Source organism: Gordonia amicalis NBRC 100051 = JCM 11271 (assembly GCF_000332995.1).
GTDB lineage: Bacteria > Actinomycetota > Actinomycetes > Mycobacteriales > Mycobacteriaceae > Gordonia > Gordonia amicalis.
In genome coordinates this window covers 1-24,650 of the sequence record NZ_BANS01000027.1, presented here as the reverse complement: position 1 = coordinate 24,650, position 24,650 = coordinate 1, and the positions used below count along the sequence as shown (strand labels likewise).

Here is a 24,650-nt window from a genome sequence, read left to right as displayed (position 1 = left end):
GTCACTCTCATGACCGAGACCGGCGGGAGGCGGGTTCTCGACGAGGTCACCTCGGACGAGACCCTCGAGCACATTCACGAGTTGCTCGCGGATCTGTTGCGCGCCTGCCCGATCGACGACATGGACGCCATGCAGTTCGAACTGGCCCTGGCCGAGATCGGCGCGAACATCATCGAGCACGCCCGGGACGGCAGCCGGGTGAGCCTGCGACTCGAACTCGAGGTCGCCGCGGACCGGATCGAGGGTCGCTACAGCGACGATGGTCACCCGGCCCGCGTCGATCTCGACGCGGTGAGCCTGCCCGACGACGTCGCCGAGCGTGGCCGCGGGCTCGCCATCGCCATCCAGATCCTCGACGAGTTGTCCTACCGGCGCGCCGACGGCCACAACCACTGGCGACTGGTCCGCAACCGGACCGCCTGAGGTCTCATGCAGCCGACGGGGTTTCCGTCGCCCGCCGGTCGTCGACCGGCGCCGCGGCCTCGACGACCCGTTCCGACGACGGCGTGCCCCGATAGGTGACGATGCAGCGGCTCAGGTCGAGTCCCACTGCGACGGCGGTCATCTCGAGGTCGGAGCGGCGCGAACCGTCGGCCGCGGGATATTCGTTGGTCTTGATCTGACCGTGGGCCATGACCGGGCGACCCTTCGCGATGGCAAGGCCGACGCCGGCGAGGAGTCGGCGCCAGCAGCTCACCGTCAGATACAGCGTCGGCCCGTCCATCCACTCGCCGGTGCGCTTGTCGATGCGGCGCGAGGTGCAGGCCACGCGGAACGAGATCACGTCCTCGCCGGTGGTGGTCTGGCGTCGGCGGGGCTCGGACACAACGGTTCCTATGACAGTCGTGTACGTCTCAAACATGGTCGTCTCCTACTGGTGTCGGCCACGGGAAGTGTGGCCGCATCAGCATCTCGCCGGACGAGGGTCGGAGACGGGGACCCGATCGGGCTGTGGAGAACTCTCTTCGGGTTACCCACAGATCGCCGGTGCCTCTGGCGTTTCGCCCATAGGATCGCGAAATGCGAGCACGAGTCTTCCTGGTGGGTCTGATCGCGGCGGCCACGATGTTGGTTGCGCCGCCCTTGTCCGCGGCGGCACCGGCCCCCGGGTTGTCCGGACTGACCGACGCGATCGCCGGCCGCCTCGCCCTGGCGGACACTGTGGCCGCGACGAAGTGGGCGTCCGGCGCGGCCATCGACGATCCGGCACGCGAACAGATCGTCCTCGACACCGTGTCGCAGCTGGCCCTCGATCGGGACCTCGACCCCGCCTACGTACGCGGCGTGTTCCGCGACCAGATCGAGGCGAGCAAGACCGTGCAGCGCGGGCTGTTCGCCCAGTGGCGGCTACCCGGGCAGACGGCCCCACCCGCGACACCGGATCTCGGTCCGGTCCGGGCGGCGATCAACGAGTTCAATGTTGCGATCGTCGACGAACTCGCGGCGACCCACGGCCTCGTGACGACCCTCCGATGCCCTCCGGAGCTGACCGTCGCGACCACGCGCACCGCCGCCGGCATCGGTTTCGATCCGCTCCACGTCGCCGCGCTGGTCCAGGCCGGGGCATCCGTCTGTGCGGTCTCGACCGGCTCGAGCTGAGGACCGTGACGAGTCAGCCGCGCTTGTTGAGTTCCTTGAGCATGTCGTTGTAGCTCTCGAGTTCGGCATCGTGGTCGCGGATCGCGTTGCGGTCGTAGCGTTTGGCCTGGCGGGTGTCGCTGCGCTGCCACTGGACCAGCAGCGCCAGCATGATGACGACGAGGGGGATCTCGCCCGCAGCCCAGGCGATTCCGCCGCCGACGCGCTGGTCGTCGAAGAGGTTGTAGGTCCACGGCAGGTGCAGGCCGCGGTAGTAGCTCTCGGCGATGACGGCGGTGGTCATCATCAGTGCCACCCCGAAGAAGGCGTGGAAAGGCAAGGAGCCCAGCACGATCCCCAGTTTGGCCACGGGTTTCACCTGACGGGGCGCGGGGTCGATGCCGATGACGAGCCAGTAGAACAGGTAGCCGCTGAGCAGGAAGTGCAGGTTCATCAGCAGGTGTGCCGCGTGGTACTGGACCACCGCCTCGTACAGGCCGCCGAGGTAGAGGATGTAGAAGCTGCCGACGAACATGACGGCCGCAATCAGCGGGTGCGTGAGGATGCGCGACGGCGCCGAGTGGACACCTGCCTGAATCCACTCGCGCGGCCCGGGTGGGTTGCCGCGGCCGGCGGGTGGCAGCGCGCGGAGTGCCAGGGTCACCGGACCGCCCAGGACCAGCAGCACGGGGATCATCATCGACATCAGCATGTGGGCGATCATGTGGATGCTGAACATCGCCGGGCCGTATCGACCGAGACCCGACGAGGTCGCCAGGAGAAGCAGCAGACATCCGAGGAGCCACGCGAAGGTGCGGCCGATCGGCCAGTCGTCGCCGCGGCGCTTCAACCGCACGACGCCGCGGATGTACACGAGTGCCAGGACGATGGCGGCGAGACCGAAGATGAGGTCGAAACGCCAGTCGGTGAAGAACCGGGCGAAGGTCGGCGGACTGTCGATGTCGTAGCCGATGGTGTTCTCGACCGCGGAGACGTTCGCAGTGTCCAGGGCCGGCGGCGGGGTCCGGCTCAGGCCTACCGCCAGACCGAAGGTGGCCGCGAAGACGGCCAACTCCACGAGTCCGAACCGCACCAACAGCGAGGGCCGTTCCTCCAATTCGAGCTGCGCGATGGTCACGCGGCGGTGCCACGCACCGAGAGCTCCGAGCACGACGAGCGCCGCGACCTTGGCGAGGACGAGCTGACCGTAGGTGTCGGAGAAGAGCTGATCGAGGGGCACGCGGACAGCGGCGTTGATCACGCCGCTGAGGCCGACGACGATGATGCACCAGAAGGCGACCCGGGAGAAGCGTCGAACAGCCAGTGCACGCCAACGGCCCGACGCGAGCGCATAGACCACGACGGCGGCGAGACCACCGAGCCACAGCGTCGCCCCGACCAGGTGCAGGATGAGGCTGTTGGTGGCGATGTCGTGGTTGCCGCCCGACGACGAGTGCCCGGCGAGCGCCGACGGCATCAGGCTGAAGATCATGAACACGATGACCGCGACCGTCGGACCCCACTTGAGGACCATCCGCGCGATGACTGCGGCGACCAGGGCGAACACCGCCGTCCAGAACCAGGTGCGCACCTCGGCGACCTGGCCGTATGCATTGATCAGGTTGGCCGGTTTGATCGCCTCCGACAGCGGCGACCCGCTGACCTCCGACGCCGAGAGCGGCATCAGCAGCAGCGCGCACACCGACCACACCAGTGCCGATGAGGCTGCGATCCGGATGGCGCGATAGCCGCCGACGTCGAGCACGTGGTCGGACTGCGGTGGCACGAAGAACGCGGCGAACACTGCACACCCAAGGGCGATCGCGGCCGCGAACTCACCGATCGCCGTGAGCGTCGGAAGACCGTAGGTCGTGAGCGGCCCCGGGTCGGGGACGCCGGTCAGCTTGAGGGCGGTGGACGCGGACACGGCGGTGACGGCGACGGCCACGATCGCGGCGAGCCATCCCAACGCCCAGAGGACCGCGGAGACGACGCCGCGCGGTTCGTTCATCGCGTCGCGATTCTGATCCGGCGAGGCGGACGTCGACGTGCGGGTCATTACTCAACTGTAGGTCCGGGCACGGATGACACACCGTCCGACCTGGTGACGCCGTGGTGTGCGGCACACCTGCAGCGGGTGTGGAGTCATGTCGTAAACTCCATGTGCCCGACGCCACGTGCGCCGGTCAGCCTCCGTAGCTCAGGTGGATAGAGCAAGGGCCTTCTAATCCCTAGGTCGCAGGTTCGAGTCCTGCCGGGGGCACCATCACATTTGTGCCGACCTCCGGTCGGAGTCACGTCCTCCGTGCGGATGTCAGCGCGGCTCGAGCCGGAAGATCGGAATCTGACGGCCGATCGATGCAGCCTTCACCCGGTACTCGGTGTAGCCGGAGAAGACACGGTCGGCGAGTCCGAAGAGGCGATCGCGTTCGTCGGTGTCGATGACTTCGGCAGCGCGGAATCTCTCGTCTCCGAGCTCGCACTCCGGGTGTGCCTTCAGGTTGTGATACCAGTGCGGATGCCTGTCCCCGCCGCCGTTCGACGCGATGAGGATGACGTCCGGCCCGTCGTGGAAGTACGCGAGCTGAACCTCTCTCCTCAGCCCCGACCTGGCGCCGGTGGTCACGAGCGGAGCGGTGGCCATCGCGCCGATGATCCACAAATAGCGCCCCCCGGTGGCTCGATAGATGTGCGGATCGAGCCGGTGGCCGTAGCGGAGGGCATAGCCTCTGCCCCACCGTGACCGTCCGAATCGCTCGTTGGCCCGGTAGACGAAGCTCCGTTTCATCGCCGGATCGACGTCGTGCAGGGGCACGAATCTGACAATAGTCCCCGAAAACAGTCTGTTAACTGCTCTTTTCGTACTACCTTCTCTGCACTACCAGGGGTCGCTCAGAGTCCGAACGGAGCCGCGTAGCGGACCGTCCCGGACGGGACGTCGCTGCCGTCGAGGCTGAGCACCATCAGGGCCTCTTCGGGCACCTCGATGCTCAGCCGGACGCCGTGGTCGACGGCTCGTCGGAAGCCGAAACGCGGGTAGTAGTCAGCGTGACCGAGCACAACGACGGTGCTCTCCCCCATCGCACGCGCGGCGTCGAGGGCCGCGATGATCGTTGCCGAACCGGCACCCGTGCGCTGGTGCGCAGTGACCACCGAGCAGGGCGCGAGGCAGAGCGCCGGGGCGTGACCGATGTGACACCGCGTCAACAGTGCGTAGCCGACCGGTCGATCGTCGTCGTCGACGGAGACCATGGACAGTCCGTCGATCCACGCCGGGTCGGCTCGCAGTACGTCGACCAGCTCGGCCTCCTCCGGCCTCTCGAAGGCGTCGGCGTTGATCTCGTGGACGCGGGCGACGTCGTCAGCCCGCTCCGCTCTCGTACGCCAGGCCTGCTGCGGCATCGGTGTCTCCCGTCCGGTGTGGCTGAGTGTCCCCAAACGTAGCCCCCGGACACTTTCGCGGCGAAACCCTTTTCGGAACCGGCGAGGCGCGCCGCGCGTCCAAGAATCGCACCACCTCTCCGGGTGGTCGCAGTCCTCGAGGATCACGCCACGGAGGATCATGACGCTCCCGTTCACCATTCCCACTCTCCCACTTCGGATTCCATCGCCCGACCGCGGAAACCGGACGCCCGACGACACTTTCGGGGTGTCGCCGGCCGAGATCGAGGGAGTCGTCACCTCGTGGCGCGCCAACGGCATCGCCGTCCACGCGATCGACACCGCGGCCATCGGCGACGCCCGGGGCTCGTCGAGTCGGGTCGCGCATGCACTTCGCGACACGGCCGAACCCGCACGACGCGCCGCCGAGTCGATCGGAAACCGTCTGATCGCGATGAGCGAGATCCTCGACGCCTTCGTGTCGACGACGATCACCACCGACACCCGAGCCGCGTCGAAGCTCGACTCGCTCCGGAATCGCTGATGCGCCCGACGATCTCGGCGTTACGCAGGTGGGACCCGCAGTCCTTCTGCGACGCGGGAACGGCGGCCGCAGTCACCGCCGAGACCCTCGACACCGGACTCGACCGCGCCGTCGCGAGGTTCGATTCCGCCGCGGCTTGGCGTGGCCGAACCCACGACGCCGCACATCGACGGATCTGGCAGGAGCACGATCACGCCGGCGAGGTCCGCAACGTCCTGCAGATGATCGCCGACGAGGCCTCCGACGCCGGGACCGATCTCACCCACGCCCGCGATCACGTCCTGCGACTCGTCGACGCCGCGACCGATGACGGGTTCCTCGTCGCCGACGACGGGACCGTCACCCATCCCGATCCCCTTCGCGACCTGACCGCCGCCGAGCTCACCGACAGCATCGACTCGGGACTCACCACGATCGACACCCTCGACGAACGCTACGGCGCCCGACTCGTCGGGTTCGCCGCCGATCTCGCATCGATGGTCGACGGCCAACCCGAGGTCACCCTGCCCGGCAACCGAACGATGGACGCCGACGCCGCGGTACGCACCCTCGAGAGCTTGACGCCCTCCCAGATCCGCACCGTTCTCGAACGAATGGCACCCGACGACGTTCGCCGCCTGGTGCAGGCGAATCCACATGTCATGGGCAACCTTCCGGGCGTTCCCTTCGACCTCCGCATTCAGGCCAACGAGATCAACATCCGCAACGCCCTCGTCGACGAGATCCAGGCCGGCCGGGGCGAGGGCCGTCGAGCGCGAACGCTGCGAGACATGTTGACGCAGACAAGCGATCCGACCGCTCCGGTGCCTCACGCCGGTGACGACGGCCTGGTCGAGCGGCAGTTCGTGACCTTCGTGAACACACCGCGGGGTCGCACCGTCGAGATGATCGGATCTCTGCGTCCCGGTATCAGGAACGTCGCCACGTACGTCCCGGGAACGGGCACCACCGTCGACACCGCCGGCGGCGACAACCGTCGTGCCGCAGCCGAACTCGCCGCCCAGACCAACGGGCCGGTGTTCCTCTACCTCGACGGTGATCTGCCGAGAGATCTTCGCGCCGCCACGAGTCCGGCCTTCGCCGCCGCCATGGCGCATCGGCTCGCACTGTTCGGATCCGAACTCGACGCCGAGATCGCCCACCATGCGCCCGGGGCGAGCACCACCTACATAGGCCACTCGTACGGCGGATCGGTCGTCGGCACGGCCGAACAACTCGGACTGACACCGGATCGCGTCATCTATGCGTCGTCGGCCGGCACCGGAGTGCACGATCTGCCCCACCCGGGCGGCGTCGAACGTTATTCACTGACCTTCCCGGGCGATCCGATCCACTATGCGCAATCCCTACCCGGCAATCCACATGGCTCCGACCCCGATTCCGCACCCGGCGTGCGGCGGTTGGACACCGGCACCGTCGAGATCGACGGCCGCCGGTATGACAGCGGGGTCAAGACACATGGCGGCTACTGGAACGACCCGGACTCGACGGCCTTCCGGAACATGGTGAAGGTCATCACCGGTCAACCGCCCGAGCTCTATGTCCCGCGAAAGCCCGATGTGCCCGAGCTCCCGCCACCTCCACCCGGTGCCGCGTTCGCCCCGCTGTGGTGGCTGTATCTGCTCAACGACCGCGCCGACGGCGACGTGGACCTGCCGGGCCCCATCCCCGACATACCACTGCGACTCCCGTGGTGACCGCCGTCCATCGGTCGATCAGCTCTTGTCGGGAACCACCGTCCCCCGCCAGCCACCGATGATCCGCATGGAGTGATAGATCACCAGTGCGGCCACCGAACCCAGCGAGATCCCCGCGAACACCAGATCGCCGATCTGCCAGGTGTAGTCGGCGATGCCGATGATGAGCGGAATCGCGGCGGTGAACTGGTTGATGGGCTTGGAGAAGTCGACCTTGTTGGTCACCCAGATCTGGACGCCGATGATGCCGACCAGACCGTAGAGCGCGGTGGTGACGCCGCCCAGGACGCCCGGCGGGATGGCGGCGATCACGGCACCGATCTTCGGCGAGAGGCCGAGCAGGATCGCGGCCGCACCGGCCACCCAGTAGGCCGCCGTCGAATACACCTTGGTCGCCGACATCACGCCGATGTTCTCGGCGTAGGTGGTCGTCGCCGACCCGCCACCGCTGCCCGCGAGCATCGTTGCCAGACCGTCGGCGGCGAGCGCACGGCCCATCGTGTCGTCGTAGTCCTTGCCGGTCATCATCGCGACCGACTTCACGTGACCGATGTTCTCGACGACGAGCACCAGGACCACGGGCAGGAACAGCGGCAGCACGCCGAGGTCGAGGGTCGGGGTCTGGAAGTCGGGCAGGCCGATCCACGCGGCGTCGCCGATCCCCGAGGTGTCGATGTAGTCGTTGTCGGAGTCGACCCAGTCGAGCAGGAGTGCCAGCAGATAACCGACGGCGACGCTGAGGAAGATCGCGAGACGACCCAGCAACCCGCGGAACAGCACCGCCGACGCCACGAGCAGGACGAGCACGATGGTCGCGAGGACGGGGTCGGCGACGAAATTGTTCTTCGCGGCCGGAGCGAGATTGAGTCCGATCAATGCGACGATCGTGCCGGTGACCACCGGCGGCATCAGCGTCTCGATCCACTTCACACCGGCGAAGTGGCTGATCAGGCCGATGATGACGAGTAGAGCGCCGACGGCGACGAGGCCACCGAGAGCCGACGACGCACCGTCGGAGGCGACCGCGGCCGTGACCGGGGCGATGATCGCGAAGCTCGAGCCGAGGTAGCTGGGCAGCCGGTTGCGGGTGATCAGCAGGAAGAGGATGGTGCCGACACCCGAGAAGAACAGGGTCGTCGACGGCGGGAACCCGGTCAGCACCGGCACCAGGAAGGTCGCGCCGAACATCGCGACCACATGCTGCAGTCCGATGCTCACGGTCCGCGGCCACGTCAGGCGTTCCTCCGGTGCCACCACGGTGTTCGTCGTGAGCGTCCACGACAGCAAGTTCTGGGATCTCGTCCCCGGTTCGGTCATGCGCAATAGTTTGCGGTACTCACGGCTCGCCCGCTCTCCTCACCCCGGCCACGCCCCCCGCGCATATGCAACAAGACTCATATACACCTTGTTGCATAGTGCACTGTTGCAGTGTTAGCGTGCCCACATGGCGCTCGAACATGCGATCCTCGTGTCGCTGGCTGAGCGGCCCGGCACGGGTTACGAGATCGGTCAGCAATTCGACCGGTCCATCGGCTACTTCTGGTCGGCCACCCACCAGCAGATCTACCGGACGCTCAAAAAGCTCCTCGACGACGGACTGGTCAGCGTCGAGTCGATCAGCCAGGACGGCCGTCCGGACAAGAAGGTCTACACCATCTCCGACGCCGGCCGGGATGCGTTGGCGCAGTGGGCGATGAGTCCCACTCCCCGGCAACCGTTGCGCAGCGACATCGGCGTGAAGCTTCGCGCCGCGGAGTTCGGCGACCTCGCCGCCATCATCGGCGAGTTCAAGGCACACCGCGACGAACACCTCGCGCTGCTGAAGCTGTACAAGGGTTTCCAGGCGGACTACTACCCCGAGCCCGATACCCTCACGGGCCGCAAGCTGCACCGGTACCTCGTCTTGCGCGGCGGCATCCGCCAGGAGGAGAGCTACATCGAGTGGTGTGACGAGGTCATCCCCGCACTCGAACGCGAACTCGCCGGCAGGTGATCACGTCACCCGACGGCAACTGCACGAAAGCAACACCCACCCGAAGCGATACGACGACACCGAGATGAAAGGTCGCGCCATGTCAGCCCACACGGCACAACCCAATCCGCATTATCCGCATCTGTTCACCCCGCTCCAGATCGGCGGCATGACCATCGAGAACCGTCTCGTGATGGGGTCGATGCACACCGGTCTCGAGGATCGGCTCTGGGACACCGACAAACTGGCCGCCTATTTCGCCGAGCGCGCCAAAGGTGGTGCGGGACTGATCATCACCGGCGGTTTCGGCACCAGCCGCACCGGTCTGCTCGCCTTCGCCGGCGGCAAGATGACCAACGTCGTCGACTGGAAGCGTCACCAGCGCGTCACCAAGGCGGTGCACGACGAGGGCGGCAAGATCGCCATGCAGCTCATCCACGCCGGACGCTACGGGTACACCCCTTTCAAGGTCGCGCCGGGCAAGGAGCCCTCGCCGATCCACCCGTTCAAGCACCTGCGCATGACCGAGCCGATCATTCGGCATGTGATCAAGTCCTTCGGCCAGTCGGCGAAGCTGGCGCGCAAGGCCGGATACGACGCGATCGAGATCATGGGCGGCGAGGGCTACCTGATCAACCAGTTCCTCTGCCCCCACACCAATGACCGCACCGACAAGTGGGGCGGCAACACCGAGAACCGGCAGCGCTTCCTGGTCGAGGTCATCAAGGAGATCCGGCGTCAGGTTCCCCGCGACTTCCCGATCATCCTGCGCCAGTCCGTCGCCGACCTGATCCGCAAGGGACAGACCTGGGACGAGATCGCCCTCATGGCACGCAAGGCCGAGGAGTTCGGCGTCGACGCGATCAACACCGACATCGGCTGGCACGAGGCACAGGTCCCCACCATCGTGACCTCGGTCCCGCGTGGCGCATTCGTGAAGTTCACCGAGCGTCTCCGCGACGAGGTGTCCATCCCGCTGATCGCCGCCAACCGCATCAACACCGCAGAGTTCGCCGAGGAGATCCTCGGCAACGGCCGCGTCGACGCCATCCAGATGGCCCGCCCGTTCCTCGCCGACCCGCATCTGGCGAACAAGGCCCGCGAGGGACGCGCCGACGAGATCAACACCTGCATCGGCTGCAACCAGGCCTGCCTCGACCACGCCTTCGTCGGCAAGAAGGTGTCGTGCCTGGTCAATCCGCGCGCCGGGCGTGAGACCACGCTGATCCTCAGCCCGACCCGCAAGGCCAAGCGGGTGGCCGTCGTCGGCGCCGGACCGGCCGGCCTGTCGGCCGCCGTGGCGAGCGCCGAACGCGGCCACAAGGTGACTCTCTTCGAGGGCGGCAAGTCCATCGGCGGCCAGTTCTCCATCGCCGCCCGCATCCCGGGCAAGGAGGAGTTCAACGAGACGATCCGCTACTTCACCCGCAAACTCGAGGTCCTCGGCGTCGACGTCCGACTCAACACCCGGGTCGACGCGGACACGATCATCGCCGAGAAATTCGACGACGTCATCGTCGCCACCGGCGTCGTGCCGCGTATCCCGAACTTCCCCGGCGTCGACCACCCCATGGCGATGTCCTACGCCGACGCCGTGCTCGGCCACCGCGAGATCGGCAAGCGCGTCGCCGTCATCGGTGCCGGCGGTATCGGCTTCGACGTCAGCGAATTCCTCACCACCGACGAGTCGCCGACGCTGAATCTGAAGGAATGGGAACAGGAATGGGGCGTCACCGACGATCCGGAGAAGCCCGGTTTCGTCACCAAGCCCCGTCCCCTGCCCGCCGTGCGTCAGGTCTACATGGTGCAGCGCAAGTCCGGTAAGCAGGGCAAGACGCTCGGCAAGACGACCGGCTGGGTGCACCGCGCCACGATGAAGATGAAGGGCGTCGAGCAGATCAGCGGCGCAACCTACGACAAGCTCGACGACCAGGGACTACACCTCAGCTTCCGCGACGACGAGGGCAACGTGAAGGAGACCCGGGTCCTCGAGGTCGACAACGTGGTGATCTGCGCCGGCCAGGAATCGGTGCGCGAGCTCATCGATCCGCTGACCCTCGCCGGGGTCACGACCCATGTGATCGGCGGGGCCGACTACGCGGGCGAGCTCGACGCCAAGCGCGCGATCCGGCAGGGCACCGAGGTCGCCGCCGGTATCGACTGACCTCGCACGACATCGACGTCGCTGTGCTCCGGCTTTCCGGGCCGGAGCACAGCGACGGCTACGATTGCCCCATGCCGGTACCGCCGCCTTCAGCAAACGCCCGCGCCGTCGTCACCGGAGCCTCGTCGGGCATCGGCCGCGAGCTCGCCCGGGCACTGGCCGCCCGCGGCCATTCGGTCATCCTCGTCGCCCGTCGCGGCGACCTCCTCGAAGAACTCGCCGGCGAGCTGCGCACAGCGCATCAGGTGGCCGTCGAGGTCCGCGCCGTCGATCTGTCCGACCCCACCAATGTCGCGGTCCTCGCCGCGGAATTCGCCGGCCGCGAGATCTCGATCCTGTGCAACAACGCCGGCATCGCCACCTTCGGCCCCGTCGCCGACCTCGACGCCGAATACGAACGGGCCCAGGTCCTGCTGAACGTCAACGCCGTTCACGACCTGACCCTCGCGGTGCTCCCCCAAATGGTCAAGCGCGGTTCCGGCGGCATTCTCATGGTGGGCTCGGCAGCCGGCAACATGCCGATCCCCAACAACGCCACCTATGCGGCGTCGAAGGCCTTCGTGAACACCTTCAGCGAGTCGTTGCGCGGCGAGGTCTCCGCGCAGGGCGTCCACGTCACGCTTCTCGCGCCAGGACCCGTCCGGACTCACACCCCGTCGCCCGACGAGGCGTCGATCGTGGACAAGGTCGTCCCCGATTTCCTCTGGCACTCGTCGGCCAAGGTCGCGGAGATGAGCCTGGACGCGTTGGCGCACAACAAGATGCGTGTCGTGCCGGGAACGCTGTCCAAGGCGATGTCGGTCGCCGGTGGGTACACCCCGCGCGCCGTGGTCGCGCCCATCGTCGGCGGTTTCTACCGGAAGTTCAGCGCCGAGTAGCGAGACTCCTCACCGCCGGCGACGTCGACCCGTACCGAAGATCGCGCGACTGAACTCGCGTCCCGCGGCACTGGCCGCCGAACGGAGGAAGCTCTGGACCGGCTTGCTGGTCAGCACCTCGGTGATGATGTCCGGCTCCTCGGGTGCCGGCTTCGGTGCCTGTGTCGGTGCCGGAGCCCGTTTCGGTGCAGGGGCGGGTGACGGTACCGGCACGGGGGCCGGCGCGTCGGCGGACTCCCCGGGTGACAGGGTGTTCGCGGCGAGCATCTCGTAGGCCGACTCGCGATCTATCGACTGCCCGTACTTGGCGTACAACGGACTCGTCGTGGCCGCAGCCGTGATCGCCTCCGCCCCGATGGCATCCATCGACGAACGCGGCGGGCGCACCACCGTCCACGCGACCGGCGTCGGCGCACCCTTCTCCGACAACACCGTCACCACGGCCTCGCCCGTACCCAGCGACGTGAGGACCTGCTCGAGCTGGTAGATCTCCGACACCGGATAGGTCTTGACCGTCTTCCTCAGCGCCTTCTGATCGTCAGGGGTGAAGGCGCGCAACGCATGCTGGATACGGGCGCCGAGCTGCGAGAGCACCTCGTTGGGGATGTCGGTGGGCAGCTGAGAGCAGAAGAACACGCCCACGCCCTTCGAACGGATCAGCTTCACCGTCTGCACGACCTGGTCGTCGAACGCCTTGGACGCGTCGTCGAACAGCAGATGCGACTCGTCGAAGATGAAGACCAGCTTCGGCTTGTCGAGGTCGCCGACCTCCGGCAGGAACTCGAAGAGGTCGGCCAGAATCCACATGAGAAACGTCGAGAAGAGCGCCGGACGGGCGGCCTGCGCACCGAGTTCGAAAAGCGTGATGATGCCGCGGCCGTCGGCCGCGAGCCGGATCAGGTCGGCGGGTTCCACCTCGGGCTCACCGAAGAAGGTGTCGCCGCCGTCGGCCTCGAGATTGGTGAGCGCACGCAGGATCACGCCCGCGGTCTGGCGGGAGACCCCGCCGATGTTCTTCAGCTCCGCCTTGCCCTCGTCGCCGGTGAGGAAGGCGATGACCGACCGCAGATCCTTCAGGTCGAGCAGCGGCAGGCCCTTCTTGTCCGCCCAATGGAAGATGAGCCCGAGAGTGGACTCCTGGGTGTCGTTGAGTCCCAACACCTTCGAGAGCAGGATCGGACCGAACGACGTGATCGTCGCCCGGATGGGCACACCGATGCCGGTGGACCCGAGCGAGACGAATTCCACCGGATGGGAGGCCGGCCGCCAGGCATCGCCGGTCTGCTGTGCGCGTTCGACGATCTTGTCGCTGCTGACGCCCTCGCGACTCAGTCCCGACAGGTCGCCCTTGATGTCGGCCATCACCACGGGCACCCCGTTGGCGGAGAGCTGTTCGGCCAGCAACTGCAGCGTTTTCGTCTTGCCGGTACCCGTGGCCCCGGCGACCAGGCCGTGCCGGTTCATCATCGCGAGCGGGATGCGGACCGAGGCGGTGGGATCGACCTGACCGTCCACCGACACCGTCCCCAGTTCGAGCGCGGTCGAGGTGAAGGCGTAGCCGGCGGCGATCGTCTGAGCAGGGCTGAGGGCTTCGGTCACGAGGGACACGATAGCCCGGGTCGGTTCGCTGTTCCGCGTCTCACGCGGGCTTGTCGTGACGGTTGGCTAAGGTTGTCGGGTGCAGGACAAACTGGTGTGGATAGATTGCGAGATGACCGGCCTCCGACTCGAATCGGACAAGCTGATCGAGATCGCGGCCCTGGTCACCGACGGTGACCTCAACATCCTGGGTGACGGCGTCGACGTCGTCATCCACGCCGACGACGAGGCTCTCGCGTCGATGCCCGACGTCGTGACCAAGATGCATGCGGACTCCGGCCTCACCGACGAGGTACGCAAGTCCACCGTCACTCTCGCCGAGGCCGAGAAGATGGTCCTCGACTACATCCGCAAACACGTGACGACGCCCGGAGCCGTCCCGCTGGCCGGCAACTCGATCGCCACCGACCGCGGTTTCATCGCCCGCGACATGCCCGAACTCGACGCCTACCTGCACTATCGGATGGTCGACGTCAGTTCCATCAAGGAACTGTGCCGCCGCTGGTACCCGCGCGTGTACTTCGGCCAGCCCGAGAAGGGCCTCGCCCACCGCGCACTCGCCGACATCCGCGAGTCGATCCGCGAGCTCCGTTACTACCGCGCGGCGGCGTTCGTGCCGACGCCCGGCCCCGACGTCGACGCGTTGGCGAACATCGTCAAGGACCTCGGGCCCACCTGAAAGCCCAGGTCAGAAAACCGATTGGAGTTCTGAGGCATCGACCCGCTAGAGTGTTCTTGGCTCTGAGGCCCGGGTGAAAGCCCAGGTTTCCGGCGCCGATGGTGGATGTAGTTCAGTTGGTAGAGCACCAGGTTGTGATCCTGGCTGTCGCGGGTTCGAGTCCCGTCATCCACCCCGACGAGTGGGAGGTCCGTTTTCGGACCTCCCACTTTTCGTTTCACAGGTCACCGCGTCGGGAGCCAGTCCGTCGGGATAACCAGTTGTCTGCGGCTGTCGATATCCGAGTCATCCGTACGTCACCATGGTGTCGGGCCACTCCGGTCCGGCGGCAGATGACTGGAGGAACGATGAAGTACGCACTGCTGCTCATGGGACATGTCGACGCCCCGGCGTGCGGCGAGGACGGCGGCGCCACGCCCGAAGAGTTCTTCGCCTTCGACGAGGAGATCACCAAGGCCGGCGTCGTGGTCAGCTCGTTCGCCCTCGAGGACGAACGCGCAGTCGTGCACACGGATGGGAGCGGCGAACGTGTCGTGGCATCGTCCGGTCCGTTCGCCGAGGTGCGCGAGTTCGTCGGCGGCGTGTACGTCATCGACGTCGCCGACATCGATGAGGCGATCGACTGGGCCCGTCGAAGCCCTGGTTCGGCGCCGGGAGGGCACGTGGAGATCCGGCCGCTCGCACCGTACTGAGCCGTGACCGGACCATCGGACCGCTCGACGGGCGCGGAGTTCGTGACCCGTCGAGCGGTGGCCGCTGTCGACCGCGACGTCCGCACGCGCGTCATCGCCACTCTCACCAAGAGATTCGGCGACCTCGATCGTGCCGAGGACGCCTTGCAGGATGCTCTGGCACAGGCGTTGGTGACCTGGCCGCGGACCGGCGTCCCCGAGTCGCCGGAGGCGTGGCTGACGACGACTGCCAAACGTCGGGTGCTCGACGCCTTGCGGCGGGAGAACGTGCTCGCCGGGAAACTCGCGCAGCTGCAGACCGATTCGGATCGCGCACCCATTCCGGCCGACTTCGGTGACCCGGCCGACACCGTGCCGATGCCACTACCCGACGAACGCCTCGGCATGTTCTTCGCCTACACCCACCCGGTGCTGCGGGTCGACGATCGGATCGCTCTCATGTTGCGATTCGTCGCCGGTCTCACCACACCCGAGGTCGCGCACGCACTCCTGATCCCGGTTCCCACCGCACAGCAACGGCTGGTGCGCGCGAAGAACCGGATCAGAACACTCGGTGTCCCCTTCCATCCGCCGCGTCCCGATGACCTACCTGAACGACTCGGTGGCGTCTTACGAGTTGTGTACCTGACGTATTCGGAAGGCTACGCACGGTCCACGGGCAGCGAGCACATCCGCGACGACATCACCGTCGAGGCCATCTCGCTCGCGCGGACTCTGCATGGCCTACTCCCCCGCGCCGAGACGTCCGGGCTGCTCGCGCTGCTGTTGCTCACCGAGTCGCGGCGGCCGGCACGGGTGGAGCCTTCGGGTCGTCCGATTCCGTTGTCCGACCAGGACCGGACCCGATGGGATGCACGGCTCATCGAGGAAGGAACGATGCTGGCGGAATCGGCTGCCGCAGAACGGGGCGCGGGCGCGTACACGGTCCAGGCGGCAATCGCTGCGGTCCACGCCGAGGCGGCGACCTCAGACGCTACCGACTGGGCGCAGATCGCGGTTCTGTATCGCATGCTGGAAACCCACGACCCGGGACCGGTTGTGCGGGTGGGACGAGCCGTCGCCGTCGGCCGGGCGTTCGGTCCGACGCGCGGACTGGCGATGCTCGACCGCCTGGCGTCGAACCCCGCTCTCGACCGGTATCGCCCGTTCCACGTCGCACGCGCGCTCACGCTCGAAGAGCTGGACGACCATGACGGTGCGGCCGACGCCTACCGACGCGCACTCGACCTGCCCGGCAACGAGGCCGAAGACGACTATCTGGCAAGCGCTCTCGCCGGGTTGGTGCAGACAGACCATCCTGGAGACAACTCATTGTGATAGCGAATCCCGTTGTGTTTCGGCCCGCTTGGCGGGCAAAGACACAACGGGATCAGAGGCGGGCTACTCACTTCCGGAAGAGGCCGACGAATCGTCGAAACCCGACCCTGAGCTGGTCTTCTCCGGGGTGGGTACCGGGTCGGAGTCCTCGGGCACGGACGCGTCGGCCTCCGGTGCGTCGGCGGCCGGCTCACTCGTTTCCGGTGCGCCCGTCTCCGGTGCCTCGGCAACGGGTGCGGGCTGCGAGGTCGTCGACGTCACCGGGACCGTGGGCTCCGGCAGGACGAACGTGAATCCCGATGTGCCCGAGACCTTCCAGATGGCGCTACCCGCAGCGCTCGGCACCGTGAACGCCACCCATCCGGTGTAGGTCCCACCCGGCTCGAGTTGCGCCGGTAGCGGCGGCCCCTCGGCAGCGGCTTCTCCGGCCGCCTGTTGCACTCCCCCGACCAGCGGGGCGAAGTCGTCCCAGGCGATCGACGACAACCGTCCGTCGCCCTCGGCGTCGGATGTCGTGACCGTCATCTTGACCGCGATCGTCGCCCGGGCCCCGTCCGACGGTGCGGTGGACTCTATCTTCTGGAAGGTCGCCGTACCGAGATCGGTGCCGTCGGTGGCGATCACCGGGAAACTACTCCCTACGTCGACGTCGGTCGGTGTCGTCGGCCCCTCCTTCAGAACCGGGGCATCTGCACTCTCGCCGGCGGAGGGTGTCGCCGACGAAGAACCCTTGGACTCCGAGTCGGCTGCCGAGGAACTCTCCGACCCCGAGGACGCAGATTCACTGTCGGGACTCGCCGGTTCCGAACTCTCCGCACTGGAACTCACCGCCGACTCCGAGGGCGCTGTGCTCGACGAACTCGGGGCGAGGCGGGCTATCCGTGCCGCCGCAGTCTGGACGCCGGCGCTCGGAAGCGGTTCACCGATGCCGCACTCGGCGCGGACGAACTGCACAGTGACCGTCCACACGGTGGCCTGTGTGATCGCGGTCTTGATGTCCACGTCGAGGATCAGGGTGGACAGTGCATGTTTCGCGGTAGTGGTCACCACGCTCTTGAGGGTTCCCTGCACTCGAAACCCGACGGCGAGCGAATCGATGGTGGTGGTCTGGTTCGCGGCCGGAACAGCGTAGGAGTTGGTGAGCCCGACCCGGAAGTTGCCTCCGGCCGGGGCCACTGCATTGGTGGAGACGGTCCCGCCCCAGTTGCTGGACGAGCAGCTCACCGAGGCCGAATACTGGCTGTTGTCGGTGTTCAGCACAGAGGCAAAGCCGGTCGGGAAGAGCTCGATGTTCTTGGCGTTCGACGCAGCGGTGGCCGTCACGACACTGCCGTTCATCGTGTACGTCGCCGACGACCGGCCGTCCGCCGCCACCGTTCCCAGCAGCAGGATTCCGGTACTCGAGGCATGGGTCCAGCCGGTCGCGCTGGGAATCAGGGTGGAGCCGGGATTCACGTGGGTGTGGGTGGCGTTCGTCGCCGTGAACTCGCCACTGGTGATCGCACGATTGGTGTATGCGTGTGCGGTCGTCGACCGGGCATACCCCTCGAGATTGGCAGCCCGCGTGAAACTCGAGTTCCCCCAGACCTTGTCGTTCCACGCGGCCAGCACGCCGGTGGCCTGCGCGATGACGCCGAGGATCGCGACGACGCCGACGGTGGCGACAAGGATCTTGCTGCGCTTGGTGAGATGCATGCTCATACGCCGTTGTGTTTCCGTGGTTGTGGTGTGCCGGTGAGGTGCCGGTCAGTGTCTGCGTCGAGCGGTCTCGGCTCTCGGCCAGAACGCCCACAGCACGAGGAGCGCGGCGCCCAGGGTGATGCCGCCCAGAACGTAGGGATTCGACAACCAGACGACCTGCTTCGCGAGACCCGGTATGTGCCAGACGACTTTGCGCACCGTGCTCTCGCGGTACGGCTCCGGATCAGGATTGGGATTGGCGTCGCCCTGCATCGAGATGAGCGCCTCGCCGCCGCCCAGTTGCTCTACCGCGATGACGCGGTGGGTGATCGGCTTCAGGCCGGGTTCACGATCGACGGTGATGACGTCGCCGACCTTCACCTCGGTGGCCGGAATCTCGTGGACGACAGCGACCGACCCCTGCGGGATCGTCGGATCCATCGAGCCGGTCTTGAACAGGATGATCGTGTAATTGCCGACGAAGGCGAGGATGGTCAGCGCGATGCACAGCACGCCGAAGACCGCGAGGATGTTCAGCACCCAATCTCCGAGCTTGGCGATCGCCGAGTGCGCGCCGGACCGGGGAACGGATGCGGCGACCGGTGTTTCGGCAGGCTCCCCCGGGACCGCTGTCGCCGGGGGTGTGACGAGGTGAAGCGGCTGGGTGACCGCGTCCGACGCGGGGATGAACATCCGAGGAGTCGATGGCCAGGCCGCGATCGAATCGGGTGTCCCGATCCGCCTCGGTGCGGTCGCGGTCCACGAATCCCGAATCCCCGACGTGTACGTCTCGGACTCGTCGGTGCCGGGCTTCGCGGTGGTCGTCATCGGGCCGTCTCTCTGAGGTCTCGGGGCCAGGATTCGTTGGCGGGCAACACAACTACGGGACGGACGAAAGCCTCGATCCGGCGACGAGTCGGGGTGGGAAGGATCGCCACGCCACCGGATCGAGGCAGCTCATCAGGCTTCCGCGCTCTGTGCCTTCATCTCCCAGATCGCCTGAGTGGTCGTGTTGGTGATCGCGTTCGGGTTGGCATTCGCCGGCAGGGTCACCTGGAACTCGAGCTCAGCGGTGTCACCTGCGACGATGACAAACGGTGTCGCAGTTCCCGAGGCGCTGAGCGCCTGATTCGAGACCACGGGCACACCGTCGGCGGTGATGGTCACCCGGAGGGCAGCAGCGAGGGAGTTGGCAGCGGGATCGACCACAGTCGGCTGGATCGTGATCGTGGCATCCAGATTGCCCTTGGTCTCCTTCAGCCAGAACTTGCCCTTCGCGGTCTGTCCGGGCATCAGGTTCGACGCGTCGACCGCGGGGTCGACAGTGAACGCGACGGTGCCACCGGGGCTGGTCTCGTACTCCAGGAAGTCCGTCCCGTTGACGCTGCCCTGCACGTTCCAGGCGGTGTCGCCGATACCGAAGGTCCCGTTGCTGAACACGGTGTCGTTCCACGCGGCGAGGGTGACCACGGCGCCGACGCCGAGGACCGCGCCCGAGGCGAGGATGGCCTTGCGCTTGCGGTTCTTTCGGTTGCGCTCGTCGGTCAGAGGGGCACTGGTGGGGGTCTGGTTGTCAGTCATCTTCCGTCCATCGTTCTGCGGGGGGCAGCCTATTGCTACCGAGGAGTAATTTAGATCTTCTGGCGATTGTTATTGCCGGTTTCTCGACATTAGCGACGTGAATTCGATCACCGCATCTAGGTCATTCGTTCCACTATTCTGAATACATCTGTCGCCCTTTTTGTAGATCGTTTGAACTAATCACCCAATGGACATTCGACCCAGTTCGTTAGTGGCCCGAAATTTGCGACAACAATCATTGCAATAATGACAACGACCGATGGAAACCGACAATGGCCGTTGTCATCCAGGTGGGCGATCAGTGTGAGCTCGCGACAAAGGCCCTCGAAGAATCGGGCAGTAGGGCCCGTGCAGACGCCGCCGACTCGTGCTGACCCCTACCGGGAACCGGCTTCCGACCTCGAGCCGGCCTTGTCGATGGCCTCGGCGAGCCATACCCCGAGCCAACCGATCGCGCTGCGACCGACCTCGTCCACGACGAACTTCGCGTAGTTCGTGTGCGCGTTGCCCGAGTAGAAGTCCTTCGCCGTGACGGCGTCACGGATCAACGACGCCGGGTCCGTGATGGCCTGCTTCGTGAGGATCTCGGCCAGCTCCTTGCCGAGATCCCTGAAGTGGGGCGAGATCAGCTCGGACAACACCCCGGTGCCCGATTCCTCTTCGCCCACCCCGTTGCCGGATGCCTCGACCGACGAGTCCGAGACCAGCGACACCAACTTCTTCCCCAGGCCCAGGACCTCCTCGACCGAGACCTCGGATGTGGGCAGCGACGCGGCACCGACTCGTGCCCCCACCGCCCCTGCCGCAGTCCAGGTGAGCTCCTGAACCTCGCCGACGAGGTCCGCGGCACGCACGATGTCGACGCGATCGAGCACCCGGCAGATCGAGGCGCCGACCTTCGCGAGACCGGTCCGGTCCGGGATGAGGTCGAGGACCCGTGCCGTTCGCGCGTAGTCCACCATGTCCGCGAGCTTGACGAACGGACGCATCCGAGTGTTCAGACGGCCCGCCACCCGGTGGGCCTGACGGAGGTCTCCCATCCCGATGAGCTGCGGCAATCGGCCGATCTCGGCCCCGAGCGCGGCGTAGTCGATCTTCGTGATCGTGCCGATGACGTCGATGGCGGTCTCGACCGCGTCCGCAACCTCCTCCGCCCCCTCGCTGAGAACCGTGCCGATCTTCCCCAGGCCGGGATGACGTCGCTTGTCTATCGAGCAGTACAGGTCGGCCGGGGCACAGATACTCGTCACCCTGCCGGACAGGTCCCCCATCCCTCTCGGGCGCGGGTCGGCGATCCCCGTGCCGCGAGCCGTCGGGCCGACCGTCTTCTGACCGGCGGTTCCGTTACCCGGGTCGGCCAGGAGACCGACGGCAAGAACCCTGTCGGCAGGGATCGGTCCTTCACCATTGCCGATGGCCTCGGCCAGGTCGCCGGCGGCGTCGGCACCCTGGCTGTAGCCACTGATCGTGAACTTCAGATCCGGGTCGGCCTCCGCACGGTCGGCTAGCACTCGCGATGCATTCGCGATCGCCGTGGCCTTGCTGTCACCGTATGTCCGGCCGTTGTCGAAGGCGCGCGCCATGTACGGCAGGAAGTAGATGGTGGCCGAGTCGCCGTGCCGGCGCGAGATCGAGTCGGCGACCGCCGCCAGCGCGCCGGTGGCGCGGGTCGGATCAGCAGCAGCATCCGTTTCCCATGTCCCGGGAATGAACAGATTGAAAGTGGGAACGGTCGGCGACGCGATCGCAGCGCCGACGCCGACGCCGCCGAATCCGGTCACCACGACGCTCGCGGTCATGGTCACCCCGATCAAGGCCGACGACAATTGTTTGATGGTGCCGCCTCGACGACGCCGCGACACATTTGCCGATGTGCCACATGATTGAGGTGTGGCGTGGGTAGGGACGCTGCAATTCATGAGTGGATGTCACAAATCTTCGCATCGATGAGCAGGAACGGGGCGGGTGCCCGAAGACGAGACATTTTCAACCTCCTATTTCTCGTCGTGTCACCGGCCAGCAAATATCAATTTGCGCGTCTTGCGGCACGATTCCAGGAATCGACAACTGCAGTTTCGGCATCCGAAACGGCCGCTGTCATATACGAAATCGAAACCCACTGCCACACAACGGGTCTCATCACCGAACAAACGGGTGCGCACCTTGGACAAATGTCCCCATGTGAGTGGCATCACTCGAGTAATCTCGCCATTTCGGATGGCAAACCGGCGGTCGGAGCCATCCCGGCCGACGACGAAGGGCCCGGATCCCGCCGGTGGACAGCAGGTCCGGGCTCAGAGGAAGCGCTCGGTCAGTTCATTCAGTCGCAGTTCACCGGGACGGTTGCCCACCTGGGGACAGATCGAGTCGGCGTAGCAATTGAGCGTTGAGCGCGACGACGACCGTCGACAACGACATCAGGATCGCGCCGACGCCCATCGGCAGCACGAATCCGACCGGCGCGAGCACGCCTGCGGCGAGCGGAACCGAGATCAGGTTGTACCCGGCCGCCCACCACAGGTTCTGCACCATCTTCCGGTAGCTCGCCCGCGACAGTTCGATCACCGACAGCACCGACCGCGGGTCCGAGGACGCCAGGATCACACCCGCGGAGGCGATGGCGACGTCGGTACCCGCGCCGATGGTGATACCCACGTCAGCCTGCGCGAGCGCCGGAGCGTCGTTCACCCCGTCCCCGACCATCGCGACCCGCTTGCCCTCGCGCTGCAATTCGGCCACCTTCTCGGCCTTGTCCTCGGGCCGGACACCCGCGTAGACGCGCTCGATCCCCAGCTGGCGAGCCACGTCGTCGGCCACGGCACGGGCGTCCCCGGTGACCATCACCGCCTCGATCCCACGCCGACGCAGGCCGTCGACGGCGTCACGCGATTCCGGACGCACCTCGTCGGTCAGCGCGAGGGCGCCGACAACCTCACCGTCGGCGACGACGTGCAGGATGATCGCCCCGTCGTTCCGCCAGGTCCCGGCGACCGGGAGTTCCACGGCCGCGTAACTGTCGAGCAGCCTCGGCCCGCCGACCGCCACGACGACTCCGTTCACTCGTGCCGAGACACCCACGGCCGGTGACGAAGCGAAATCCTGTGCCGGCGAGACGTTCAGTCCCCGATCTCGTGCGGCCTTGACGATCGCGACAGCGAGCGGATGCTCACTGTCGGCCTCCGCCGACGCGGCCAGCGCCAGGACCTCGTCGGCCGTGCGGCCGTCGGCGGGTTCGACGCCACGGACCGTCGGGGTTCCGCGGGTCAAGGTCCCGGTCTTGTCGAACAGGACGGCGTCGACCGACCGCATGCTCTCGAGGGCGAGCCGGTCGGAGATCAGCACTCCCCCACGCGCGGCACGCTCTGTCGCGATCGACACCACCAGGGGGATGGCAAGACCCAGCGCGTGTGGACAGGCGATGACGAGCACCGTGATGACACGCACGACCGCCGAGTCCGGCATTCCGACCGCGGTCCAGACCACGGCGGTGGCAGCAGCCGCGGCGCCGGCGAACCAGAAAAGCCACCCGGCGGCGCGATCGGCAAGTCGTTGGGCACGCGACGACGAGGCCTGGGCCAGAGCGACGAGCCGTTCGATCCCGGCCAGCGCCGTGTCGTCACCGATTGCGGTGACCTGCACCCGAACCGCCGAATCGGTGGCTACCGTGCCGGCGACCACGTGCTCCCCGACCGATCGTCGCACCGGGCGCGACTCACCGGTGATCATCGACTCGTCGATGTCGGCGGCACCGTCGAGGATCTCACCATCGGCCGGGATGGAAGCGCCCGGCCGGACCAGCACCACATCGCCCACCACCAGCTCGCCGACGGCGACGGCGACCGTTCCGGCGCCGTCGACCTTCTCTGCCTCGTCGGGTAGCAACGCGGCCAGCGAGTCAAGAGCCGATGTCGTCTGTGCCAGCGCACGCATCTCGACCCAATGCCCCAGCAGCATGATCACGACGAGGAGCGCCAACTCCCACCAGAAGTTCAGCTCGGCGGACAGCAGGTCCAGACTCGCACCCCACGACGCCACGAACGCGACGGTGATGGCCAGCCCGATCAGCAGCATCATCCCCGGGGCGCGGGAACGCATCTCCCCGACCGCGCCCATGAGGAACGGGCGACCGCCCCAGAGATAGATGACTGAGCCCAGCACCGGTGAGATCCACATGACCCACCCGTGATGCGGTAACGAGTAGCCGATCAGATGGGCGAACATCTCGTTGAATGCCACCGTCGGTACCGCGAGGACCAGCATGATCCAGAACAGTCGGCGGAACTGCCCGACATGGTCGGCGTGACCGCCGTGTTCGCCACCAGCATGCTGGTGACCTTCGTGCATCTTCGCTTCACGCCCGGAATGGGTCATCGTTGCACTCATGCCGTCGACAATATACCCCCTACCGGTATACCGTAAGGGCCAATTTCTCGAGCCACCGGTCGGACACCTCCGACCCGGACGGGGAGCCCATACCAGACCCCACCGACAATGCGGGATGGCCGGAATGGCGGCGATAGCCGTTGCACGGCAGCGTGATTGCGCGTACAGTCGAACATACATTCGTATCAACGGCTTCCGGGGGGTGACCGTCTTGACCGAAATCTCCGAGTCCGGTGTCGCCGACGGCCCGCCCTCGCGCGCAAAGGAACTGGTGAGTGAACTCCATCGGATCACCGCCGAACTACAGACCGTCGATCTGACGCAATGCTCGGATGCCGAACTGGTCGATGTCGCCGCCGAGACCGAACGTGCCATCGCGCGACTGAGTTTTGCCGGGGACCGTCAGGTCGCCGAAGCCACCGAACGTGACCTACCCCGAAAGACCGGGCACCGCAGCGTCATCCAGTTCATGACCCACCGCCTCCGGATCGCCGAACCCATGCGA

General features: G+C 66.6%; 22 protein-coding genes, 2 tRNA genes and 1 pseudogene. 14 read left to right on the top strand and 11 right to left on the bottom strand.

Translation table 11 applies throughout. The annotated features are described in order from the left end of the window. Nucleotides 1-9 precede the first annotated feature (9 nt). The gene (locus GOAMI_RS13750; protein ID WP_006437146.1) at nucleotides 10-423 is read left to right on the top strand and encodes an ATP-binding protein; all 414 of its coding nucleotides are present in this window, start codon (nucleotides 10-12) and stop codon (nucleotides 421-423) included. Between the two features lie 4 nt (nucleotides 424-427). Here the strand turns inward: GOAMI_RS13750 and GOAMI_RS13745 are convergent, their stop codons facing one another. Further along, on the bottom strand, nucleotides 428-862 hold the full coding sequence (locus GOAMI_RS13745) for a single-stranded DNA-binding protein (protein ID WP_006437145.1): 435 nt from the start codon (nucleotides 860-862) through the stop codon (nucleotides 428-430). 158 nt (nucleotides 863-1,020) lie between these two features. Here GOAMI_RS13745 and GOAMI_RS13740 point away from each other — a divergent pair, with 158 nt between their 5' ends. Beyond that, nucleotides 1,021-1,599: a chorismate mutase gene (locus GOAMI_RS13740; RefSeq protein WP_006437144.1), complete on the top strand. Its 579-nt coding sequence runs from the start codon at nucleotides 1,021-1,023 to the stop codon at nucleotides 1,597-1,599. A 13-nt stretch (nucleotides 1,600-1,612) separates the two neighbouring features. Here GOAMI_RS13740 and GOAMI_RS13735 read toward each other — a convergent pair whose 3' ends face one another. Further along, on the bottom strand, nucleotides 1,613-3,637 hold the full coding sequence (locus GOAMI_RS13735) for a bifunctional copper resistance protein CopD/cytochrome c oxidase assembly protein (RefSeq protein ID WP_006437143.1): 2,025 nt from the start codon (nucleotides 3,635-3,637) through the stop codon (nucleotides 1,613-1,615). A 130-nt stretch (nucleotides 3,638-3,767) separates the two neighbouring features. On the opposite strand from GOAMI_RS13735, the gene GOAMI_RS13730 reads away from it, so the two are divergent. Next, nucleotides 3,768-3,844 (top strand) — tRNA-Arg (locus GOAMI_RS13730). Between the two features lie 48 nt (nucleotides 3,845-3,892). Here the strand turns inward: GOAMI_RS13730 and GOAMI_RS13725 are convergent. Both GOAMI_RS13725 and GOAMI_RS13720 read right to left on the bottom strand, forming a co-directional pair. Continuing rightward, nucleotides 3,893-4,393 carry a nitroreductase/quinone reductase family protein gene (locus GOAMI_RS13725; RefSeq protein ID WP_006437142.1) on the bottom strand — a complete coding sequence of 167 codons (501 nt, stop codon included), beginning with the start codon at nucleotides 4,391-4,393 and terminating at the stop codon, nucleotides 3,893-3,895. A 77-nt stretch (nucleotides 4,394-4,470) separates the two neighbouring features. Further along, complete coding sequence (locus GOAMI_RS13720) at nucleotides 4,471-4,980, bottom strand: GNAT family N-acetyltransferase (RefSeq protein ID WP_040004835.1); 510 nt, start codon at nucleotides 4,978-4,980, stop codon at nucleotides 4,471-4,473. Nucleotides 4,981-5,140: 160 nt separating this feature from the next. On the opposite strand from GOAMI_RS13720, the gene GOAMI_RS13715 reads away from it, so the two are divergent. Both GOAMI_RS13715 and GOAMI_RS13710 read left to right on the top strand, forming a co-directional pair. Then, nucleotides 5,141-5,503, top strand: a complete 363-nt coding sequence (locus GOAMI_RS13715) for a hypothetical protein (RefSeq protein WP_006437140.1) — start codon at nucleotides 5,141-5,143, stop codon at nucleotides 5,501-5,503. Next, nucleotides 5,503-7,200: a hypothetical protein gene (locus GOAMI_RS13710; protein ID WP_006437139.1), complete on the top strand. Its 1,698-nt coding sequence runs from the start codon at nucleotides 5,503-5,505 to the stop codon at nucleotides 7,198-7,200. Before GOAMI_RS13715 ends, GOAMI_RS13710 begins: the two co-directional genes overlap by 1 nt. A gap of 18 nt (nucleotides 7,201-7,218) precedes the next feature. Here GOAMI_RS13710 and GOAMI_RS13705 read toward each other — a convergent pair whose 3' ends face one another. Further along, nucleotides 7,219-8,517, bottom strand: a complete 1,299-nt coding sequence (locus GOAMI_RS13705; RefSeq protein WP_006437138.1) for a uracil-xanthine permease family protein — start codon at nucleotides 8,515-8,517, stop codon at nucleotides 7,219-7,221. Nucleotides 8,518-8,644: 127 nt separating this feature from the next. Between GOAMI_RS13705 and GOAMI_RS13700 the strand changes: the two genes are divergently transcribed. The 3 genes from GOAMI_RS13700 to cmrA all read left to right on the top strand — a co-directional run bounded on the left by GOAMI_RS13700 (nucleotide 8,645) and on the right by cmrA (nucleotide 12,214). Continuing rightward, nucleotides 8,645-9,193 carry a PadR family transcriptional regulator gene (locus tag GOAMI_RS13700; protein ID WP_006437137.1) on the top strand — a complete coding sequence of 183 codons (549 nt, stop codon included), beginning with the start codon at nucleotides 8,645-8,647 and terminating at the stop codon, nucleotides 9,191-9,193. Between the two features lie 79 nt (nucleotides 9,194-9,272). Further along, nucleotides 9,273-11,336: an NADPH-dependent 2,4-dienoyl-CoA reductase gene (locus GOAMI_RS13695; RefSeq protein WP_006437136.1), complete on the top strand. Its 2,064-nt coding sequence runs from the start codon at nucleotides 9,273-9,275 to the stop codon at nucleotides 11,334-11,336. A gap of 71 nt (nucleotides 11,337-11,407) precedes the next feature. Continuing rightward, nucleotides 11,408-12,214 carry a mycolate reductase gene (gene cmrA / locus GOAMI_RS13690; RefSeq protein WP_006437135.1) on the top strand — a complete coding sequence of 269 codons (807 nt, stop codon included), beginning with the start codon at nucleotides 11,408-11,410 and terminating at the stop codon, nucleotides 12,212-12,214. 9 nt (nucleotides 12,215-12,223) lie between these two features. On the opposite strand, the gene GOAMI_RS13685 is transcribed toward cmrA, so the two are convergent. Continuing rightward, a complete protein-coding gene (locus tag GOAMI_RS13685) occupies nucleotides 12,224-13,822 on the bottom strand; it encodes a helicase HerA-like domain-containing protein (RefSeq protein ID WP_006437134.1) in 1,599 nt (532 codons plus the stop codon). A gap of 70 nt (nucleotides 13,823-13,892) precedes the next feature. On the opposite strand from GOAMI_RS13685, the gene orn reads away from it, so the two are divergent. The 4 genes from orn to GOAMI_RS13665 all read left to right on the top strand — a co-directional run bounded on the left by orn (nucleotide 13,893) and on the right by GOAMI_RS13665 (nucleotide 16,501). Next, nucleotides 13,893-14,492, top strand: coding sequence for an oligoribonuclease (gene orn / locus GOAMI_RS13680; protein ID WP_006437133.1), 600 nt, complete (start codon nucleotides 13,893-13,895; stop codon nucleotides 14,490-14,492). A gap of 101 nt (nucleotides 14,493-14,593) precedes the next feature. Then, nucleotides 14,594-14,666: transfer RNA gene (locus GOAMI_RS13675), tRNA-His, on the top strand. A 158-nt stretch (nucleotides 14,667-14,824) separates the two neighbouring features. Then, nucleotides 14,825-15,184 (top strand): YciI family protein, encoded by a 360-nt coding sequence (locus tag GOAMI_RS13670; protein ID WP_081598247.1) that lies wholly within the window; start codon nucleotides 14,825-14,827, stop codon nucleotides 15,182-15,184. A gap of 3 nt (nucleotides 15,185-15,187) precedes the next feature. Beyond that, nucleotides 15,188-16,501: an RNA polymerase sigma factor gene (locus GOAMI_RS13665; RefSeq protein WP_006437131.1), complete on the top strand. Its 1,314-nt coding sequence runs from the start codon at nucleotides 15,188-15,190 to the stop codon at nucleotides 16,499-16,501. Between the two features lie 63 nt (nucleotides 16,502-16,564). Here the strand turns inward: GOAMI_RS13665 and GOAMI_RS13660 are convergent, their stop codons facing one another. Both GOAMI_RS13660 and GOAMI_RS13655 read right to left on the bottom strand, forming a co-directional pair. After that, the gene (locus tag GOAMI_RS13660; RefSeq protein WP_006437130.1) at nucleotides 16,565-18,202 is read right to left on the bottom strand and encodes a hypothetical protein; all 1,638 of its coding nucleotides are present in this window, start codon (nucleotides 18,200-18,202) and stop codon (nucleotides 16,565-16,567) included. 45 nt (nucleotides 18,203-18,247) lie between these two features. Beyond that, nucleotides 18,248-18,874 carry a signal peptidase I gene (locus tag GOAMI_RS13655; RefSeq protein WP_006437129.1) on the bottom strand — a complete coding sequence of 209 codons (627 nt, stop codon included), beginning with the start codon at nucleotides 18,872-18,874 and terminating at the stop codon, nucleotides 18,248-18,250. Between GOAMI_RS13655 and GOAMI_RS23490 the strand changes: the two genes are divergently transcribed. Further along, entirely contained in the window at nucleotides 18,867-19,025 is a 159-nt protein-coding gene (locus GOAMI_RS23490; RefSeq protein ID WP_182156435.1) for a hypothetical protein, read from the top strand. The two genes, GOAMI_RS13655 and GOAMI_RS23490, sit on opposite strands and share 8 nt — an antisense overlap. Nucleotides 19,026-19,141: 116 nt before the next feature. Here GOAMI_RS23490 and GOAMI_RS13650 read toward each other — a convergent pair whose 3' ends face one another. From GOAMI_RS13650 to GOAMI_RS13640, 3 genes are all read right to left on the bottom strand, one after another. Beyond that, nucleotides 19,142-19,762 (bottom strand): SipW-dependent-type signal peptide-containing protein, encoded by a 621-nt coding sequence (locus GOAMI_RS13650; protein WP_006437128.1) that lies wholly within the window; start codon nucleotides 19,760-19,762, stop codon nucleotides 19,142-19,144. A 377-nt stretch (nucleotides 19,763-20,139) separates the two neighbouring features. Then, nucleotides 20,140-21,588, bottom strand: a complete 1,449-nt coding sequence (locus tag GOAMI_RS13645; protein ID WP_247603028.1) for a cutinase family protein — start codon at nucleotides 21,586-21,588, stop codon at nucleotides 20,140-20,142. A gap of 505 nt (nucleotides 21,589-22,093) precedes the next feature. After that, entirely contained in the window at nucleotides 22,094-24,022 is a 1,929-nt protein-coding gene (locus GOAMI_RS13640) for a heavy metal translocating P-type ATPase (RefSeq protein ID WP_006437125.1), read from the bottom strand. Between the two features lie 325 nt (nucleotides 24,023-24,347). On the opposite strand from GOAMI_RS13640, the pseudogene GOAMI_RS13635 reads away from it, so the two are divergent. Beyond that, a pseudogene (locus GOAMI_RS13635) lies at nucleotides 24,348-24,650 on the top strand (HNH endonuclease); the annotation flags it as partial.

What these genes read in the sequence shown, in the direction of transcription:
- GOAMI_RS13750 (WP_006437146.1), top strand. Translation starts at nt 10, where the DNA reads ATGACCGAGACCGGCGGGAGGCGGGTTCTCGACGAGGTCACCTCGGAC.
- GOAMI_RS13745 (WP_006437145.1), bottom strand. Translation starts at nt 862, where the DNA reads ATGTTTGAGACGTACACGACTGTCATAGGAACCGTTGTGTCCGAGCCC.
- GOAMI_RS13740 (WP_006437144.1), top strand. Translation starts at nt 1,021, where the DNA reads ATGCGAGCACGAGTCTTCCTGGTGGGTCTGATCGCGGCGGCCACGATG.
- GOAMI_RS13735 (WP_006437143.1), bottom strand. Translation starts at nt 3,637, where the DNA reads ATGACCCGCACGTCGACGTCCGCCTCGCCGGATCAGAATCGCGACGCG.
- GOAMI_RS13720 (WP_040004835.1), bottom strand. Translation starts at nt 4,980, where the DNA reads ATGCCGCAGCAGGCCTGGCGTACGAGAGCGGAGCGGGCTGACGACGTC.
- GOAMI_RS13715 (WP_006437140.1), top strand. Translation starts at nt 5,141, where the DNA reads ATGACGCTCCCGTTCACCATTCCCACTCTCCCACTTCGGATTCCATCG.
- GOAMI_RS13710 (WP_006437139.1), top strand. Translation starts at nt 5,503, where the DNA reads ATGCGCCCGACGATCTCGGCGTTACGCAGGTGGGACCCGCAGTCCTTC.
- GOAMI_RS13705 (WP_006437138.1), bottom strand. Translation starts at nt 8,517, where the DNA reads ATGACCGAACCGGGGACGAGATCCCAGAACTTGCTGTCGTGGACGCTC.
- GOAMI_RS13700 (WP_006437137.1), top strand. Translation starts at nt 8,645, where the DNA reads ATGGCGCTCGAACATGCGATCCTCGTGTCGCTGGCTGAGCGGCCCGGC.
- GOAMI_RS13695 (WP_006437136.1), top strand. Translation starts at nt 9,273, where the DNA reads ATGTCAGCCCACACGGCACAACCCAATCCGCATTATCCGCATCTGTTC.
- cmrA (WP_006437135.1), top strand. Translation starts at nt 11,408, where the DNA reads ATGCCGGTACCGCCGCCTTCAGCAAACGCCCGCGCCGTCGTCACCGGA.
- GOAMI_RS13670 (WP_081598247.1), top strand. Translation starts at nt 14,825, where the DNA reads ATGACTGGAGGAACGATGAAGTACGCACTGCTGCTCATGGGACATGTC.
- GOAMI_RS13660 (WP_006437130.1), bottom strand. Translation starts at nt 18,202, where the DNA reads ATGAGCATGCATCTCACCAAGCGCAGCAAGATCCTTGTCGCCACCGTC.
- GOAMI_RS23490 (WP_182156435.1), top strand. Translation starts at nt 18,867, where the DNA reads ATGAACATCCGAGGAGTCGATGGCCAGGCCGCGATCGAATCGGGTGTC.
- GOAMI_RS13655 (WP_006437129.1), bottom strand. Translation starts at nt 18,874, where the DNA reads ATGTTCATCCCCGCGTCGGACGCGGTCACCCAGCCGCTTCACCTCGTC.
- GOAMI_RS13650 (WP_006437128.1), bottom strand. Translation starts at nt 19,762, where the DNA reads ATGACTGACAACCAGACCCCCACCAGTGCCCCTCTGACCGACGAGCGC.
- GOAMI_RS13640 (WP_006437125.1), bottom strand. Translation starts at nt 24,022, where the DNA reads ATGCTGGTCCTCGCGGTACCGACGGTGGCATTCAACGAGATGTTCGCC.